Source organism: Burkholderia sp. AcTa6-5, from assembly GCF_017815075.1.
Classification (GTDB): domain Bacteria; phylum Pseudomonadota; class Gammaproteobacteria; order Burkholderiales; family Burkholderiaceae; genus Burkholderia; species Burkholderia sola.
Map to the genome: position 1 here is coordinate 97,685 of NZ_JAGIQE010000002.1, position 14,157 is coordinate 111,841.

13 protein-coding genes and 1 riboswitch are annotated in these 14,157 nt (G+C 61.6%); of the genes, 10 read left to right on the forward strand and 3 right to left on the reverse strand.

From position 1 onward, the window contains the following. Window positions 1–42 precede the first annotated feature (42 nt). From J8I33_RS03305 to J8I33_RS03340, 8 genes are all read left to right on the forward strand, one after another. Window positions 43–768 carry a MipA/OmpV family protein gene (locus tag J8I33_RS03305; RefSeq protein ID WP_245171389.1) on the forward strand — a complete coding sequence of 242 codons (726 nt, stop codon included), beginning with the start codon at window positions 43–45 and terminating at the stop codon, window positions 766–768. Between the two features lie 8 nt (window positions 769–776). After that, entirely contained in the window at window positions 777–1,451 is a 675-nt protein-coding gene (locus J8I33_RS03310) for a response regulator transcription factor (RefSeq protein ID WP_050018086.1), read from the forward strand. A 50-nt stretch (window positions 1,452–1,501) separates the two neighbouring features. After that, window positions 1,502–2,854 carry an ATP-binding protein gene (locus tag J8I33_RS03315; protein WP_209933126.1) on the forward strand — a complete coding sequence of 451 codons (1,353 nt, stop codon included), beginning with the start codon at window positions 1,502–1,504 and terminating at the stop codon, window positions 2,852–2,854. 376 nt (window positions 2,855–3,230) lie between these two features. Beyond that, window positions 3,231–4,202: a hypothetical protein gene (locus tag J8I33_RS03320; protein ID WP_124630893.1), complete on the forward strand. Its 972-nt coding sequence runs from the start codon at window positions 3,231–3,233 to the stop codon at window positions 4,200–4,202. Further along, complete coding sequence (locus J8I33_RS34385) at window positions 4,199–5,689, forward strand: hypothetical protein (protein WP_245171421.1); 1,491 nt, start codon at window positions 4,199–4,201, stop codon at window positions 5,687–5,689. Before J8I33_RS03320 ends, J8I33_RS34385 begins: the two co-directional genes overlap by 4 nt. 249 nt (window positions 5,690–5,938) lie before the next feature. Further along, window positions 5,939–6,042: riboswitch (SAM-I-IV-variant riboswitch) on the forward strand. Between the two features lie 42 nt (window positions 6,043–6,084). Next, window positions 6,085–6,489: a hypothetical protein gene (locus J8I33_RS03330; protein WP_185731868.1), complete on the forward strand. Its 405-nt coding sequence runs from the start codon at window positions 6,085–6,087 to the stop codon at window positions 6,487–6,489. A gap of 64 nt (window positions 6,490–6,553) precedes the next feature. Next, a complete protein-coding gene (locus tag J8I33_RS03335) occupies window positions 6,554–8,284 on the forward strand; it encodes a DUF4236 domain-containing protein (RefSeq protein ID WP_124630892.1) in 1,731 nt (576 codons plus the stop codon). Between the two features lie 336 nt (window positions 8,285–8,620). Further along, entirely contained in the window at window positions 8,621–9,115 is a 495-nt protein-coding gene (locus tag J8I33_RS03340; protein ID WP_209933134.1) for a hypothetical protein, read from the forward strand. A 211-nt stretch (window positions 9,116–9,326) separates the two neighbouring features. On the opposite strand, the gene glmS is transcribed toward J8I33_RS03340, so the two are convergent. Continuing rightward, on the reverse strand, window positions 9,327–11,156 hold the full coding sequence (glmS, locus tag J8I33_RS03345; RefSeq protein WP_209933140.1) for a glutamine--fructose-6-phosphate transaminase (isomerizing): 1,830 nt from the start codon (window positions 11,154–11,156) through the stop codon (window positions 9,327–9,329). Window positions 11,157–11,312: 156 nt separating this feature from the next. Between glmS and J8I33_RS03350 the strand changes: the two genes are divergently transcribed. Next, on the forward strand, window positions 11,313–11,804 hold the full coding sequence (locus tag J8I33_RS03350; RefSeq protein ID WP_124554351.1) for an Lrp/AsnC family transcriptional regulator: 492 nt from the start codon (window positions 11,313–11,315) through the stop codon (window positions 11,802–11,804). A 29-nt stretch (window positions 11,805–11,833) separates the two neighbouring features. Here J8I33_RS03350 and panB read toward each other — a convergent pair whose 3' ends face one another. Next, a complete protein-coding gene (panB, locus tag J8I33_RS03355) occupies window positions 11,834–12,688 on the reverse strand; it encodes a 3-methyl-2-oxobutanoate hydroxymethyltransferase (protein ID WP_124594220.1) in 855 nt (284 codons plus the stop codon). A gap of 78 nt (window positions 12,689–12,766) precedes the next feature. Between panB and J8I33_RS03360 the strand changes: the two genes are divergently transcribed. After that, on the forward strand, window positions 12,767–13,585 hold the full coding sequence (locus J8I33_RS03360) for a helix-turn-helix transcriptional regulator (protein ID WP_089488992.1): 819 nt from the start codon (window positions 12,767–12,769) through the stop codon (window positions 13,583–13,585). Window positions 13,586–13,598: 13 nt separating this feature from the next. Here the strand turns inward: J8I33_RS03360 and J8I33_RS03365 are convergent, their stop codons facing one another. After that, window positions 13,599–14,138, reverse strand: a complete 540-nt coding sequence (locus J8I33_RS03365) for a methylated-DNA--[protein]-cysteine S-methyltransferase (RefSeq protein WP_209933147.1) — start codon at window positions 14,136–14,138, stop codon at window positions 13,599–13,601. Window positions 14,139–14,157: the final 19 nt, after the last annotated feature.

Here is a 14,157-nt window from a genome sequence, read left to right on the forward strand (position 1 = left end):
TCATTCGCACTTTCATCTGCTTCCGCGTGGGCGGACGACGGCATGAGCCCGCCCGATCCCGATAACTCAGGGCTGACCATCCTCAACAACGCGACGAACGTCACGCATTGGGGATTGGGCGCGGGCGTCGGCATCGAGCCGTCGGCCTACAGGGGCGACGGCACCCGCGTATTGCCTTTTCCTCTGGTCTACTTCGACAACAAATGGGTGCAGGCCATCGGCACCACGGTCGATCTGAAAATCGGCAACTGGAGCGGCGTCAATGTCGCGCTGCGTGGCCAGTTCTCGCTGTTCGATGGATACAGCGGCTCGGATGCCCCGATCCTGAACGGCATGGAAAAGCGCAAGGGCGCGTTGTGGTATGGGCCCGCACTGTCATGGAGCACCGGCTTCGGCACGTTGTCGGGTAGCTTCCTGCTCGGCGGAAACAAGGGCGAGCGCGCGAAAATCGGCTTCGAGAAGGCGTTCGCGTCAGGCGCATTCTCGATCACGCCGCATGTCGGCGCGGAATGGCTGAGCAACAAATACGTCGACTACTATTACGGCGTGCAACCATCGGAAGCGCGTGCGTGGCGCGCCGCCTACAGCGCGGGTTCGGCCGTGAACGTGTCGGCCGGCACCCGTTTCGACTATCGGTTGACGAAGCAGCAGACGATGTTTGTGGACGTCGGCGTGTCGCGTCTCGGCGACGGCATCACCGACAGTCCGCTCGTCGGCAGGCGGTTCGTTCCCGAGGCCCGGATCGGCTACATGTATCGGTTCAAGTGAGTGCGAGCATGCCAAGAGTGGCGATAGTCGAGGATCACGAACGCCTGGCCGGCCTGTTGTCTCAGGCCTTGGCCGCGGCGGGCATCGAATCCGACCGGTTCGGCAATACCCGGGAAGCCGCTTACGGTATCGACCGGGCCGATTACGCGCTGCTGATCGTCGACCGCGGATTGCCCGACGGAGACGGCCTGACGTTTCTGCGCACACTGCGCGCGGCAGGCCGCATGATGCCTTGCCTGATGCTGACGGCACGCGACGCGTTGCATGACCGCATCGACGGACTCGAAAGCGGCGCCGACGACTATGTGACCAAGCCGTTCGAAATGACCGAACTCGTCGCCCGCGTACGCACGCTGATGCGGCGTCCGGCGCTGCTCACGACCCTCGTCGCATCGTTCGCGGATGTGACCGTGGACCCGCCGCAGCGCGCGATGCGCTGCGGCGACCGGACGGTGCTGCTGGCGCCGGCCGAGCTGCAGGTCATGCTCTGCCTGATCGAAGCCGCGGGCCGGACCGTCCGGCATGCGGTACTCGAGCATGCCGCGTGGGGGCTCGCGGAGGCGGTCACGCCGAACGCGCTCGAGGTGACCGTGCACCGCTTGCGCAAGAAACTGACGGCGATCGGCACAACGACGCGGCTCACCAATATCCGCGGCGCCGGCTTCGCGCTGCGGGACGCGTGACGATGCTTCGCCGCGTGTCACCCGTTGCTGCTCCCTGGTAAAAAAACGCCATGTTCCGTCATTGGATCCTGCGCCTGTCGACGCGTCTGTGGGTGACCAACGTCGCCGCGTTCGCCATCAGCCTGGCGCTGCTGTCCGTGCTTTCCATCTATTTTCTGGATCGATATCCGGAGTTCTTGGGAAGGCGCCAGCAGATGGAGAGCATCCGTCATATCGTGGACGGAATGCATTTCGATGCGGCCGGGCGCCCGGCATCCGTGCGATTGGGCGAGCATCCGGCGGTGATGTTCCGGCTCTTGCCGGCCGACGTGAAGTATCGCGTGCTCGATGCGACGGGGAAGGTGTTGCTGGCGTCGGTGCCTTCGAGCGACGATCGACCGTGGCTGACGGAGAACCTCGCGACGGTGGCAGGCAAGGTGCTGCCCGCCACGATCGACGGCAAGGCGTACGCGGTCGCGACGCAGCGCGCGTTGAACGGGAGCGTCGTCTATTACGTGCAGGTGGCGCACAGCAGGCAACTCGTCGATGCGCTCGTCAGGACGCGGATCGATCCGATACCGAGGACCGTCGCGTATGTGCTCGTCATCGCGACCGTCATTTTCGGACTGACGCTGCCGTTGACGATCGGTCACGTGCTGAAGCCGTTGCGGGAGGTATCGCGTGCCGCGCGGGAAATCGAGCCGCGCAACCTGAAGACGCGGCTGTCGTCGGCCGGGATTCCCAGCGAGATCAAGCCGCTGATCGATGCGTTCAACGACGCGCTGACCCGGCTCGAGAATGGCTTCGCGGTGCAGCAGCAGTTTCTGGCCGACGCCGCGCACGAGTTGCAGACGCCGCTCACGCTGGTCAGAGGGCAGATCGAGCTGCAGCCGGACATTAGCCAGAAGGCGCTTTTGCTTCGCGAGATCGATTTGATGGCCCGGCAGGTCAAGCAACTGCTGCATCTGGCTGAAGTCAGCGAAGCGCAGAACTTCAGTTTCGGTGATGTGAGCGGCGTCGACGTCGCGCGGGACGTCGTGAGCCTGCTGGCCGGCAAGGCCGATGCGAAGCAAGTGACGCTTCATATCGAAGCGCGCGATTCCGCGGCGCCGATACGCGCGGACGGCGGGGCGCTTTTCGTCCTGCTCAAGAACCTTATCGAGAATGCGATCAATGCGTCGCCGTCGGGCGGTGTCGTCGTGCTGACCGTTCTCGAGACGGCGATTCATATTGAAGATGAGGGGCCGGGTATTCGGCGGGAACATCTGCCGCTGCTTTTCGACCGATACTGGCGGGCGCCGGATTCGCGATATGACGGTGCGGGGCTCGGGCTGGCAATCTGCAGGGAGATTGCCGAGGCCCATCGATGGAAACTGACGGTCGATGTGCTGATGACGGGGACGCGGTTCAGTGTGTGGTTTTAGTCGGGGCGGTTGTCTTGGCTGGCAGCGCAAGCGCGACAGGGGCGCATGCGTGCGGGTATTTCGATCAGGCGCATCTCATTCGCGATTTTCATCGACTGCTAGGAAAGGCACCGGCCGCCTATCGTCGGGATGGCCGGCAGCGTCAAGGTCGGCCGCAGGCGCACGTGAACTGATTCCGGCCCTCGTGTAAGATGCGCACAACTTCGCCCGGTCTTGAGAGGGACCGGATTCTCGCGCCGCAGCGGCAATTTGCCGAACAACAACAAGGAAGCCACGAGAGATGCCGGGGATTTCCACTGAAGCCTTTTCTGTCTGGCACGCGATTCTGTCCGTTGCCCGGCATGCACCGTCGCCGCACAACGTTCAACCATGGCGCGTGCAACTGATTTCGGACGAATGCGCCGAACTGTTCGTCGATGGCACGCGTACGTTACCGAAGGAAGACACGACCGGGTCATTCCTGTTGTCCGCGATGGGCATGTTCATCGAAGCGATCGATCTGCTCGCGGCACCACACGGTTTGCGTGTCGAATGGCAGTTGCATCGCCCGGTACGGGAACTGGCGGCCGTCATGTCCCAGCCGACCCTGCCGGAATTGATTCCGTTCGCTGCGTTGCGGCTCGTCGCCAACCCCGGGGCGCCGAGCGAGGACCTGTCGGCGCTGATGATGGCGCGCCGCACGTCGCGCATTTCGATGGACCCGACACCGGTACCGGACGCGGCCGTCACGCAACTGGCAGCGCTGGCCGACGAATGGGGGCATCGCTATACCCATGTATCGGGGGCCGAACGGGTCGAGCCGATCATCGCCGCGAACATCGATGCCGTGTTCCACGACATGAACGTCGCGGATTACCACGATGAAATCACCGGGTGGTTTCGCTTCACCGAACGCTCGACGGCGCTGCATCGCGACGGTCTCGACTGGCGCTGCATGAACCTGTCGCGCGCGGAGTTCTGGCTTTCCGCGCATCTGTCGAAAATCCTGACGTTCAAGCCGACGCGTTTTTACTTCAGGCACCGGTATCGCGCGCAACTGGGCCACGTACCCGCGATCGGCGTGCTGAGCGGCGATTTCTTCAACCCGGAGAATGCGATCGAGTCGGGCCGTTTCCTGCTGCGCTTCTGGCTTGCCCTGACGAGCCTCGGGCTGTACCTGCATCCGTACGGCAACCTGGTCACGAACCCCGGCGCCGCCGCATGGTTCAGTGCGCACACCGGTGTCGACGGGGCATGGCTCGTCTTCAAGGTCGGCTACTCGCGTACACCGCCGCAAAGCCAGCGCAGGGCGCTCGCCGACATCCTTGTCGACGCGACGGTTTCGTCCCATTCTCCGAGATCCGCATGAATACGCTCCACCGTCTGTTTCTCGAAACCATTCTTTGGACGCTGTGGTTTCTTCGCCGGGTGATCAGTGTCGATGGACGTCTTTACGTGTTCCTCAACGCACCGGTGTTTCAACCTTATCTGGCCTATGTCGGCCGCTTGCGCGCTCGCGTAGCCTTCCTCAAAGCGAGCACGACGTGCCCGGCCTACGTCGAGTTCCTGAAGGCCGAGGGTTACAAGGCTGGCGGAAGATGGCGGCTATCGGACCTGCCCGCGATGACCAAGGAGAACTACATCAAGCGCTACTCGATCGAACAGCGCTGCTATGGCGGGGCCATTCCGAAGTCGGGCGTCGTCATCGACGAATCGTCGGGGTCCACCGGCCAGCCGAACAACTGGGTGCGCAGCGCGGCCGAACGCAGCGACGTCAAGCGCATCCTGCAACTGAACTATCAGTTGGTGTTTCGCGATTCCGGCAAGATGCTGCTGAACTGTTTTGCGCTCGGGCCGTGGGCAACGGGCATGAACGTGTCGATGTCGCTCGTCGACGTCGGGATCATGAAGTCGATCGGACCGGACAAGGCCAAGCTGATCAACACGCTGAAGCTGTTCGGGCCGAAATATCAGTACCTGATATTCGGCTATCCGCCGTTTATCCGCTCGGTAGTCGACGAATGCGATCTCGACCTGTCGCCTTATCACATCGATTTCATCGTCGGCGGCGAGGGCTTGTCGGAAGCGTTGCGCGATCATTTGCTGCGCAAGGCGAGCACGGTCATTTCGTCGTATGGCGCGTCGGATCTCGAGATCAACATCGGCGTCGAGACTCCGACGACGATCGGTTTGCGGCGCACGTTGCTGAGCCGCCCCGAATTGTGTCGTGAACTGTTCGGTCGCGATACGCCGCCGATGCTCTTCCAGTACAACGCGCTCGACTACGTGATCGAAACGAATACCGACGGTGAACTGCTGGTGACCATCGGCCGTCAGTCCGGTGCGGCGCCGAAGATCCGCTACAACATTCGCGATTCGGGCGGGACGTATCGATTCCGCGAACTGAACAGGCGCCTGTCGGCACATGGCATACGCCTGACGGACTTCGCATCGCGGACCAGCCACTTCCCGTTCCTGTTTGTCTACGGCCGCAACGATTCGAGCGTACCGTTCTACGGTGCGAAGGTTTTCCCGTCCGATATCGAGCAGGTTCTGTCCGCTTCCCCGACGCTGCACGATGCAATCAGCACGTTCCAGCTCGCCACCACCGAGGATGCGAACCTGACGAGCTTCCTGCACATTCATATCGAGCGTGCGTCGACCAGTGCGCCGATGCCGCTTGACGACGCAGTACTGCATGCCGAGATGTTCGAGGGTATGAAGCGCGTGAACCAGGATTTTCGTGAGGTATCGAGGCTGTTCGATCCGACGCAAGTGATCGTGCATGTGCACGATCACGATACGGGGCCGTTTCAGGGGCGCGATATTCGGATCAAGAACAAGTACATCGCGTGAGGGCGGGAGGGGGATGCGTTTGGGCAGCGTCGCTTCACGCCGGGTCATCCGGCGTATTCCCTTATCGCTCATCCCGGTCCGGCGGCCTCTACTGATTGTCCTCGGACTTGGACGTCGCCGGACTCCCCCTCTCGTATGAGGGCCGGATCGGTGGAGCCTTCCCACTGAAATGTGGCTTTCACCGGACAGCTTGTCAGCGGCCGGATTTTCGATATAATGAATCAACGTTCGGAATGTCGAACGTGAAAATTCAAGCATCCAGAGTCGGGTTTTCCGACGCCAACCTGCCCTCCCGGGCAAGGTGGACGCCCTTGAGGCGATGCGGCCGATCGACGGCAACGAAACGGGAGCAGCATGGCTGGCACCGGTTCGATAACCATTCATCCGGAGCAACCATGAGCCAAGTTTCCTCCGCTTCCCGCCCGACCGTCTGTGAAGACTGGTCGCATTTTCTTCCCGGTTTTACGTTGACGCACACGGTTCATCTCGTTTCGAGACGGAATCCGGGTATTGTCTCGACCGCGGCTGCTGTGCTCGAAGGTGAAACGGCGACCGTCGATCGGTGGGCCATCACCCGCTGTGGCGACGTTCTCGAACAAAAAATCGTGCTCGGTGAAATGACGGAAGGGCAAGCGGTTCGGCTGCGAGAGCGGCTGGCTGCGCTGGATGGTGTGCTCCGGACCAGGGTCGAGCATCATTTCGTTCGGGGTGGTTCGGCGGCGGCCGGACATGCGTCGGAGTCTTATAGCCGAGCGACGGATTTATCTTGTACTATCGACCAAACAGAATACAAACTATGACCAAATTCCACAGTGCTGATGCGACTTAGCGTGGCACCGCTGGAGCTCGTGGAGCAGAAGAAAAATGGGCTGGGGCTTTCGAAAAAGCATCAAGGTCGCACCGGGCATCCGCATTAATTTCAGCAAGAGCGGCGTCAGCACATCAATCGGCGGAAAAGGCTTCACTTACAACACACGGGGCCGTATCACTACAAGCATCCCTGGTACGGGGATTCGCCATACGCATTCGCTGAAGAGCGCCAAGCGAACGTCGAAACCGGTCAGTTCTGTTGTTGCTGGAAGCCGAAATTTTGGCACCAATGGCTTTGAACGCCTATCAAAGCGGGAGCAAGCGACGCGGGACTTCGTCGTGATGGTCAAAACACGCACGACTACTGCCTTGGTCGATTACTTCTTCTCGCACGGCGTGTACGTCGACACTGAAGACTTGAGCGAGGCGGTGACTCTGGAAGACCACCAGGGCTTCCTCGAATCAATTTCCCCCGAGTTCGAAACAACGACGAACGCAATCCGACTTGCAGTTGACATCGGCTCAATCTCGCTTGCAGAGAAAGAGAAGGCGATGCGTGCGGTGTACGAGATTGAAAAGAAGTGCGCCGAGCATCACGGGAACCTGAAAGATCTAAGTGACGCTGCATCTGCGTTGCTGGCGGCAGTGCGAAGCTATCCGGCAACGCCGTCGTTGACCGGATCGCTCATTGCCGGTCTGTTCGGCGCTTTCCTCATCCCAGTCGTGAACATCGTTGCAGGCTTTGTTGTTATCGCAATTGCGCTTCTCTATGGTAGTGGCAAGGCCTTGAGTTACTTTCGAGAGCGGGATGCTGCCCTGGCGCTTATCGAAGAACGAGACCAACACTTCGAATCGCTATTGGTAGCTGAAATCACTCCGCGCCCGGCGCTGCGGTCAACTCGCGATACCGTAAAGCCGAAAGTCATTGGATTCGGTATCACTGTACTTGTCGCTATGATCGCCGCTTTGGCAATGCACCTGTTGAAGCCGGAGGCAGCTGGGACGAACACCACGGCATCTTCGGCTCAAGCTACTAGCGACGGCGCCGTTTCTCAAGCGTCGATGGCCAGCGGAAGTCCGGCAGCTAGCAAATTCGCCTGGATGATCGGAAAGCCGTCGTATGAAGTTGTGAACGATCACCGCTTCAAGGCTGCGTTCGGAAGCGTATCTCGTGCAAGCTGGAAAAAAATATCAGACCGTCTTATGGTGGGAAGTCAATCTGGAATTGAACTGAAAGACGGGTTCCTCGTTGGAGAGGGGTGCAAAGCTCATCAGTGCAGCTCTGAGAAAGCCGTGTTTGCCATCAACGAGAGCACCGGTAAAGGCGTGCTTATGATGATGGAAACGTCGGACAATACTCCCGTTTTCACGACGTACGGAGCCGCGAATGTGTCTATCGAGGGGACGCCGTTGGCCGGTTGGAAGCAACAGCAGATTGATGAATACCCGTTTTCGGCAAGCTCGGGGTCGGGGCAAGGCGCTCAAACGACCGCAGCTCTGTCCGCGACCTATCCGACAAGCTTCGACTGCTCGAAGTCTCGTTCGGACGCCGAGCATCTGATTTGCAATGACGCTGCGCTGGCTGCTGCTGATGTCGAGTTGGCTGACATCTACACGAAAGCCAAAGCTGCTGTAACAGACCAAGCTGCTTTTCGCGAAAGAACGCGCGGGCAATGGAACTATCGGGAGAGGAAATGCCATGACAGAGAATGTCTCGTACGATGGTACGCTGACCAAAAGAATGCGTTAGGCGAAATCGCGGCAACAGGTGTTGTCGGTCCGTAATTTGTCTATGGCTGGACTAGAGCAAACAGATAGCGTCAGATCGTCTGACTCAGTTTGGCCACAAAGAGCCATTCACCACCGCGTAGTTCGGTCATTCAGTTTCCAGTTCCGCTTTGCAATCGACCATTCGATCGATAAAGTCGAACGCTACCTCACAATCAAAGCGATCGCAGCCGATTCCCGAGCCTCGTTCCTTTTCTGGTGGGGATTGGGGCGTCACTCAATCGGTGGTGACGGCAGTCTGCCTCTATTTCCGACACGGCCCTCAAGTTTCGATCTTTATTGTCGTTAACGATATGCCATCGAGGCAAGGCATATGGATAACAGGATAACAAATTGAAATCGCGCTACCCACTTATTGCATCGGCACTGACCTCGGCGCTTGCCGGATGCGCCATTGCCGTCGCTCCACAGTATGCGGAGCCAACAGGCGGCGATACCGCCTTACTAACCTTCGCGAAAAACGATTATTTTTTGGTTTTGCCTAGCATATTCGGAAATGCATCCAATTGCACGGACCGAAATCGCCTACCGGCGATACCTAACAATGGCGATGTAACTCGAACAGTTGTCGCGGGACAACCACTGTCGATCTCACTCTTGCGCGCTCGGGATTACTTCTCGGAAGCATGCACTCGCATTCTGACCTTTACGCCGGAGAGCGGTCATCACTATACCGCCATGATAAAAGGATACCGAAACGAGTGCCGCATCGAACTTTCGGATGCGGGAGCCTTGAGTGAAGAATCGACGAGCACCCAACCCGTCCAGTATGTCGATCGAAAAGTACTCCGACCATTCCTCGAAAATGGTGCGTTCTGCACCGAGTGATGCGACGGGAGTCGGTTGATCTTCACAACGTTAAAAAGTCATCGCAGTCTGGCCGGGCAACTCCCGGCCATTTCCCCTCTAACGCGTGCGATGCGCGCTCTGCTGCGATGTAACGCTCCGCCGACCTGATCTGACACTAGCCGAAACTGAATCGAGGCTTTGTAATCGAAATTAATGCACCTGAGCACACAATAAGAGCGCGAAGCCCCCCTCACTCCACCGTCACCGACTTAGCCAGATTCCTCGGCTTATCAATATCCGTCCCCCTTGCCAGCGCAGCGTGATACGCGAGCAGTTGCATCGGCACCGTATGCAGGATCGGCGACAACGGCCCGTAGTACTCGTTGAGCCGAATCACCTCGATCCCTTCACTCGGCACCAACCCACAGTCCACATCCGCGAACACGAACAGCCGCCCATTCCGCGCACTGACCTCATGCATGTTCGACCTGAGCTTTTCAAGCAGCATGTCATTCGGCGCAACCGCGATCACCGGCATTTCATTGCTGACGAGCGCCAGCGGCCCATGCTTGAGCTCCCCCGCCGGATAAGCCTCCGCATGAATATAGGAAATCTCCTTCATCTTCAGCGCGCCTTCCAACGCGATCGGATAATGCATCCCGCGCCCGAGAAACAGCATGTTGTCGCGTCGCGCGAGCAACTCCGACCACGCCATGATCTGCGGTTCCAGCGCGAGCACTTTCGACATCGCATCGGGCAGATGCCGCAGCGCCCGCAGGTGTTTCTTCTCCTCGTCGTCACTCAACCGCCCGCGCACCTGCGCCAGCGACAGCGTCAACAGGAACAGCGCAACGAGCTGCGTCGTAAACGCCTTCGTCGAAGCCACGCCGATCTCGACCCCCGCACGCGTCACGAACTGCAGCGCACATTCGCGCATCAGCGCACTCGTCGCGACGTTGCAGATCGCGAGCGTGTGCATCATCCCGCTGCGTTTCGCGACGTGCACGGCCCCAAGCACATCAGCGGTTTCACCGCTCTGCGACACCGCAACCACCAGCGTGCGCGGATTCGGCACACTATCGCGATAACGAAACTCGCTGGCGATCTCCACGCTGGCCGGCAACTTCGCAATGCTCTCGATCCAGTACTTCGCGGTCAGCGCCGCGTGATAGCTGCCGCCGCACGCGAGCAGCAGCACCGAATCGACGTCGTTGAACACACGCCACGCGCCGTCGCCGAACAGCTCGGGCATGATCGACGAAACGTCGAGCAGCGTATCGGCCACGGCCTGCGGCTGTTCGAAGATCTCCTTCTGCATGTAGTAGCGATACGACCCGAGATCGGCCGCGCCGCTATGCGCGGCGACGCGTTGCACCGCGCGCTCGACGCGCTGGCCGTTCGCATCGACGATCCAGTAGCGATGCAGCTGGATATCGGCGACGTCGCCGTTCTCCAGATAGGCAATGCGATCGGTGATGCCCGACAGCGCAATCGCGTCGGACGCCAGAAAATTCTCGCCTTCGCCGACCCCGACGACGAGCGGCATCCCGTCGCGCGCGCCGACGATCCGGTGCGGCTCGTCGCGGCACATCACCGCGATCGCATAGCTGCCGCGCAGTCGCGCCACCGCACGCCGTACCGCATCGAACAGATCGCCGTCGTACAGGTGGTCGATCAGGTGCGCGATTGCCTCGCTGTCGGTCTGACTCGCGAATACATAGCCGTGCGCCTGCAGTTCCGCGCGCAGTTGATCGCAATTCTCGATGATCCCGTTGTGCGACAGCGCGATGCGCGCATTCGCGTCGCTCGGCGAGAAGTGCGGATGCGCGTTGAGCGTGACGGGCGCGCCATGGGTGGCCCAGCGCGTATGCGCGATTCCCGTGTAACCGGACAACGCCAACTCGGCGATCTCGCGCTGCAGGTTGGCGACACGATCGACGCTGCGGGCGCGCGCCAGCGCGCGGTCGCGGTAGACCACGACGCCGCACGAGTCGTAGCCGCGGTATTCGAGCCGTTTCAGGCCGTCGACCAGGTTCGGCAGGATGTCCCGCTGGGCAACCGCCCCGACGATTCCACACATATCGCGCTCCGTAAATGTCCTGTCTGGATCAGTGAGAGCGATGGTAGAGCCAGTGAAATGGAATTAAATTTCAAAAAACTGCAAAACATGAAATTGACGGATGATCGTTTATCATGTTGAAATTAAATTTCACTTTCTGACCGGAAGGAGTGCGCGATGGCCGGCATCACCCTCGACGACCTCGACCTGCGCATCCTCGCGATCCTGCAGGACGACGCGTCGGTATCGAACCTGCAACTCGCCGAGCGCGCGCTGTCGTCGCCGCCCACCTGCATGCGTCGCGTGCGCCGGCTGACGGAGGCTGGCGTGATCCGTCGGCAGGTCGCGGTGCTCGATCCGGTCGCGATCGGCACGGGCGTCACCGCACTGATCGAGATCAGCCTCGACCGGCAGACGGCCGAAGACTACGACGCGTTCGAAGCGTACGTGTGCGCAGAGCCGGCCGTCACGCAGTGCTATCGCGTGTCGCCGGGGCCCGATTTCGTCGTGATCGCCGATCTCGCCGACGTCGCCGAATACGACGAATTCGCGCGGCGGCTGTTCACCGGCGCGTCGAACGTCCGCAACGTGCGAACGTTTTTCTCGACGCATCGCGCGAAATTCGAAGCGAACGCGCGGGTCGCGCATGCGATGCGCAAGCGCGCGTAGCGTGAGGTAACCGCGTCGTTCGTCCCGCATCACGCAGTCGGGGCCGCTTCCGCCAGTTGCAGCGGCTTGCCGTATCCGAAGCAATGCGCGGGCTCCGGAAACACGCGCTGCCGCACGTCGTGCGCGTACTGACGGATCGCGTCGCGCATCACCGCGTTCGCATCCGCGTAGCGCTTCACGAAGCGCGGCGTGTACGCATCGAACGCGCCGATCATGTCCTCGGTCACGAGCACCTGCCCGTCGCACGCGGGCGATGCGCCGATGCCGATCGTCGGGATCGTCAGCGTTTCGGTCAGGTGGCGCGCGAGCGCTTCGGCGGTGCCTTCGATGACGACACTGAATGCGCCGGCCCGCTCGGCCGCGCACGCGGCGTCGAACACCTGCGCGGCCGAACGCGGGTCCATGCCCTGCGCGCGGAAGCCGCCCGTCGCGTTGGCCTGCTGCGGCATGAGGCCGACATGCGCCATCACCGGAATGCCGCGATCGGTCAGGAAGCGGATCGTGTCGGTCATCTCGCAGCCGCCTTCGAGCTTCACGGCCTGCGCGCCGGTTTCGGCGAGGAGCCGCGCGGCGGAGCGATAGGCTTGCGCGGGCGATTCCTGGAACGTGGAGAACGGCAGGTCGACGACGACGCACGCCTGCGCGGCGCCGCGCACGACGGCCGCCCCGTGTGCAATCATCATGTCGAGCGTGACGCGCAGCGTATCGGGCATCCCGTACAGCACCATGCCGACGGAGTCGCCGACGATGATCACGTCGGCCACGTCGTCGACGAGTTTCGCCATCGGCGCGGAATACGCGGTCAGCGACACGAGGCTGCCGATGCCTTTGGTCGAGCGGATCGCGGTGACGGTCTTGCGGGTGATGCGGGTATGAGCGCTCATGGGCGGAAGCCGTGTGAAAAGGGGAGCCGCCACGGTAGCATCGCGCTCGTTCGTGCAATGACCTTCGGAGGACGTCTTATGTTGCTGGCGGGACAACCCGGCGACCCTTACGCAGTGCCGCCGATGGCGCGCCTGCCGAGGCCGCTGTACGTGCGTGCGTTCGGGATTCCTCGCAACGTGAGCGTCGACGCGCACAGTCATCCGTGGGCGCAACTGATGTATGCGACGAGCGGCGTGCTCGAGGTGACGACACCGTCGAGCCGGCAACTGCTGCCGCCGCACTATGCGATGTGGATTCCGCCACACGTGCCGCACGCGGTGTCGACACGCGATTGCGTCGCGTTCCACAGCCTGTATCTCGACGCAGCCATCGCGCGCGGCGACGTGAACGACGATTGCACGATCCTCTGCATGACGCCGCTGCTGCGCGAACTGGTGCTCGCGACCGGCGAGTTGCCGGTGAACTACGACGAGACGGGGCCCGACGGTGCGCTCGTGTGCCTGATCGCGGACCGGATCGCGCGCATGCAGCCGGCGCCGCTCACGGTGCCGCTCCCGCGCGATCCGCGCCTGCTGAAAATCGCGCGTGCGCTGCACGCGGCGCCGGGCGATACGCGCAGTCTCGACGAATGGGGCCACCAGGTCGGCGCGACGCGGCGCACGCTGTCGCGGCTGTTCCGGCAGGACACGGGGCTGTCGTTCACCGAATGGCGGCAGGCCGTGCGGCTGCTCGCGTCGCTGCCGCTGCTCGATGCGGGGGCACCGATCGGCACGGTGGCCGCGCAACTGGGTTACGACTCGACGTCGTCCTTCATCGCGCTGTTCCAGGCGAAATTCCGCGTGACGCCCGGCGCGTATGCGAAGCGTGAAGCGCGTCGGCCGGTGTTGAGCGTGTGATGCGTTCCGTCGATCAGAACGCGAGCGCTTGCTGCACCGGGTGCCGGGCATCGCGCGAAAACCCCGCGCCTTCGAGCGACAACAGCGCACGCTTGCGGTCGATGCCGCCCGCATAACCGGTCAGGCTGCCTGACGCGCCGACCACGCGATGGCACGGCACGATGATCGACACCGGATTGCGGCCGACCGCGCCGCCCACCGCGCGCGCGCCGCTCATCGGCAATCCGACGCGCTCGGTGATGTCGCCGTACGACACGAGTTCGCCGAACGGAATCGCAAGCAGTTCCTTCCATACGCGTTGTTGAAACGCGGTGCCGCGCAGGTGGATCGGCACCGAGAACGTGTCGCGCGCGCCGGTGAAGTACTCGGCGATTTCTTCCGCGACCCGGCGTGCGACCGGCGACGCTTTGCTTGCGTCTGCATTCGCATCCGGCGCGATCACCAGCGACGGGTAGTATTTCTGCCCGACGAAAAACAGACCCGTCAGCGCATCGTCTTCGATACGGATGGCGATGTCGCCCAGCGGGCTCGGAATTAGGTGAGCGGGAGTCATCGCGAGGTTTCTCCATGAA

Excerpts from the sequence above, each read along its gene's own strand:
- J8I33_RS03305 (WP_245171389.1), top strand. The coding sequence starts at position 43 with ATGAGCCCGCCCGATCCCGATAACTCAGGGCTGACCATCCTCAACAAC.
- J8I33_RS03310 (WP_050018086.1), top strand. The coding sequence starts at position 777 with ATGCCAAGAGTGGCGATAGTCGAGGATCACGAACGCCTGGCCGGCCTG.
- J8I33_RS03315 (WP_209933126.1), top strand. The coding sequence starts at position 1,502 with ATGTTCCGTCATTGGATCCTGCGCCTGTCGACGCGTCTGTGGGTGACC.
- J8I33_RS34385 (WP_245171421.1), top strand. The coding sequence starts at position 4,199 with ATGAATACGCTCCACCGTCTGTTTCTCGAAACCATTCTTTGGACGCTG.
- J8I33_RS03330 (WP_185731868.1), top strand. The coding sequence starts at position 6,085 with ATGAGCCAAGTTTCCTCCGCTTCCCGCCCGACCGTCTGTGAAGACTGG.
- J8I33_RS03335 (WP_124630892.1), top strand. The coding sequence starts at position 6,554 with ATGGGCTGGGGCTTTCGAAAAAGCATCAAGGTCGCACCGGGCATCCGC.
- glmS (WP_209933140.1), bottom strand. The coding sequence starts at position 11,156 with ATGTGTGGAATCGTCGGGGCGGTTGCCCAGCGGGACATCCTGCCGAAC.
- J8I33_RS03350 (WP_124554351.1), top strand. The coding sequence starts at position 11,313 with ATGGCCGGCATCACCCTCGACGACCTCGACCTGCGCATCCTCGCGATC.
- panB (WP_124594220.1), bottom strand. The coding sequence starts at position 12,688 with ATGAGCGCTCATACCCGCATCACCCGCAAGACCGTCACCGCGATCCGC.
- J8I33_RS03360 (WP_089488992.1), top strand. The coding sequence starts at position 12,767 with ATGTTGCTGGCGGGACAACCCGGCGACCCTTACGCAGTGCCGCCGATG.
- J8I33_RS03365 (WP_209933147.1), bottom strand. The coding sequence starts at position 14,138 with ATGACTCCCGCTCACCTAATTCCGAGCCCGCTGGGCGACATCGCCATC.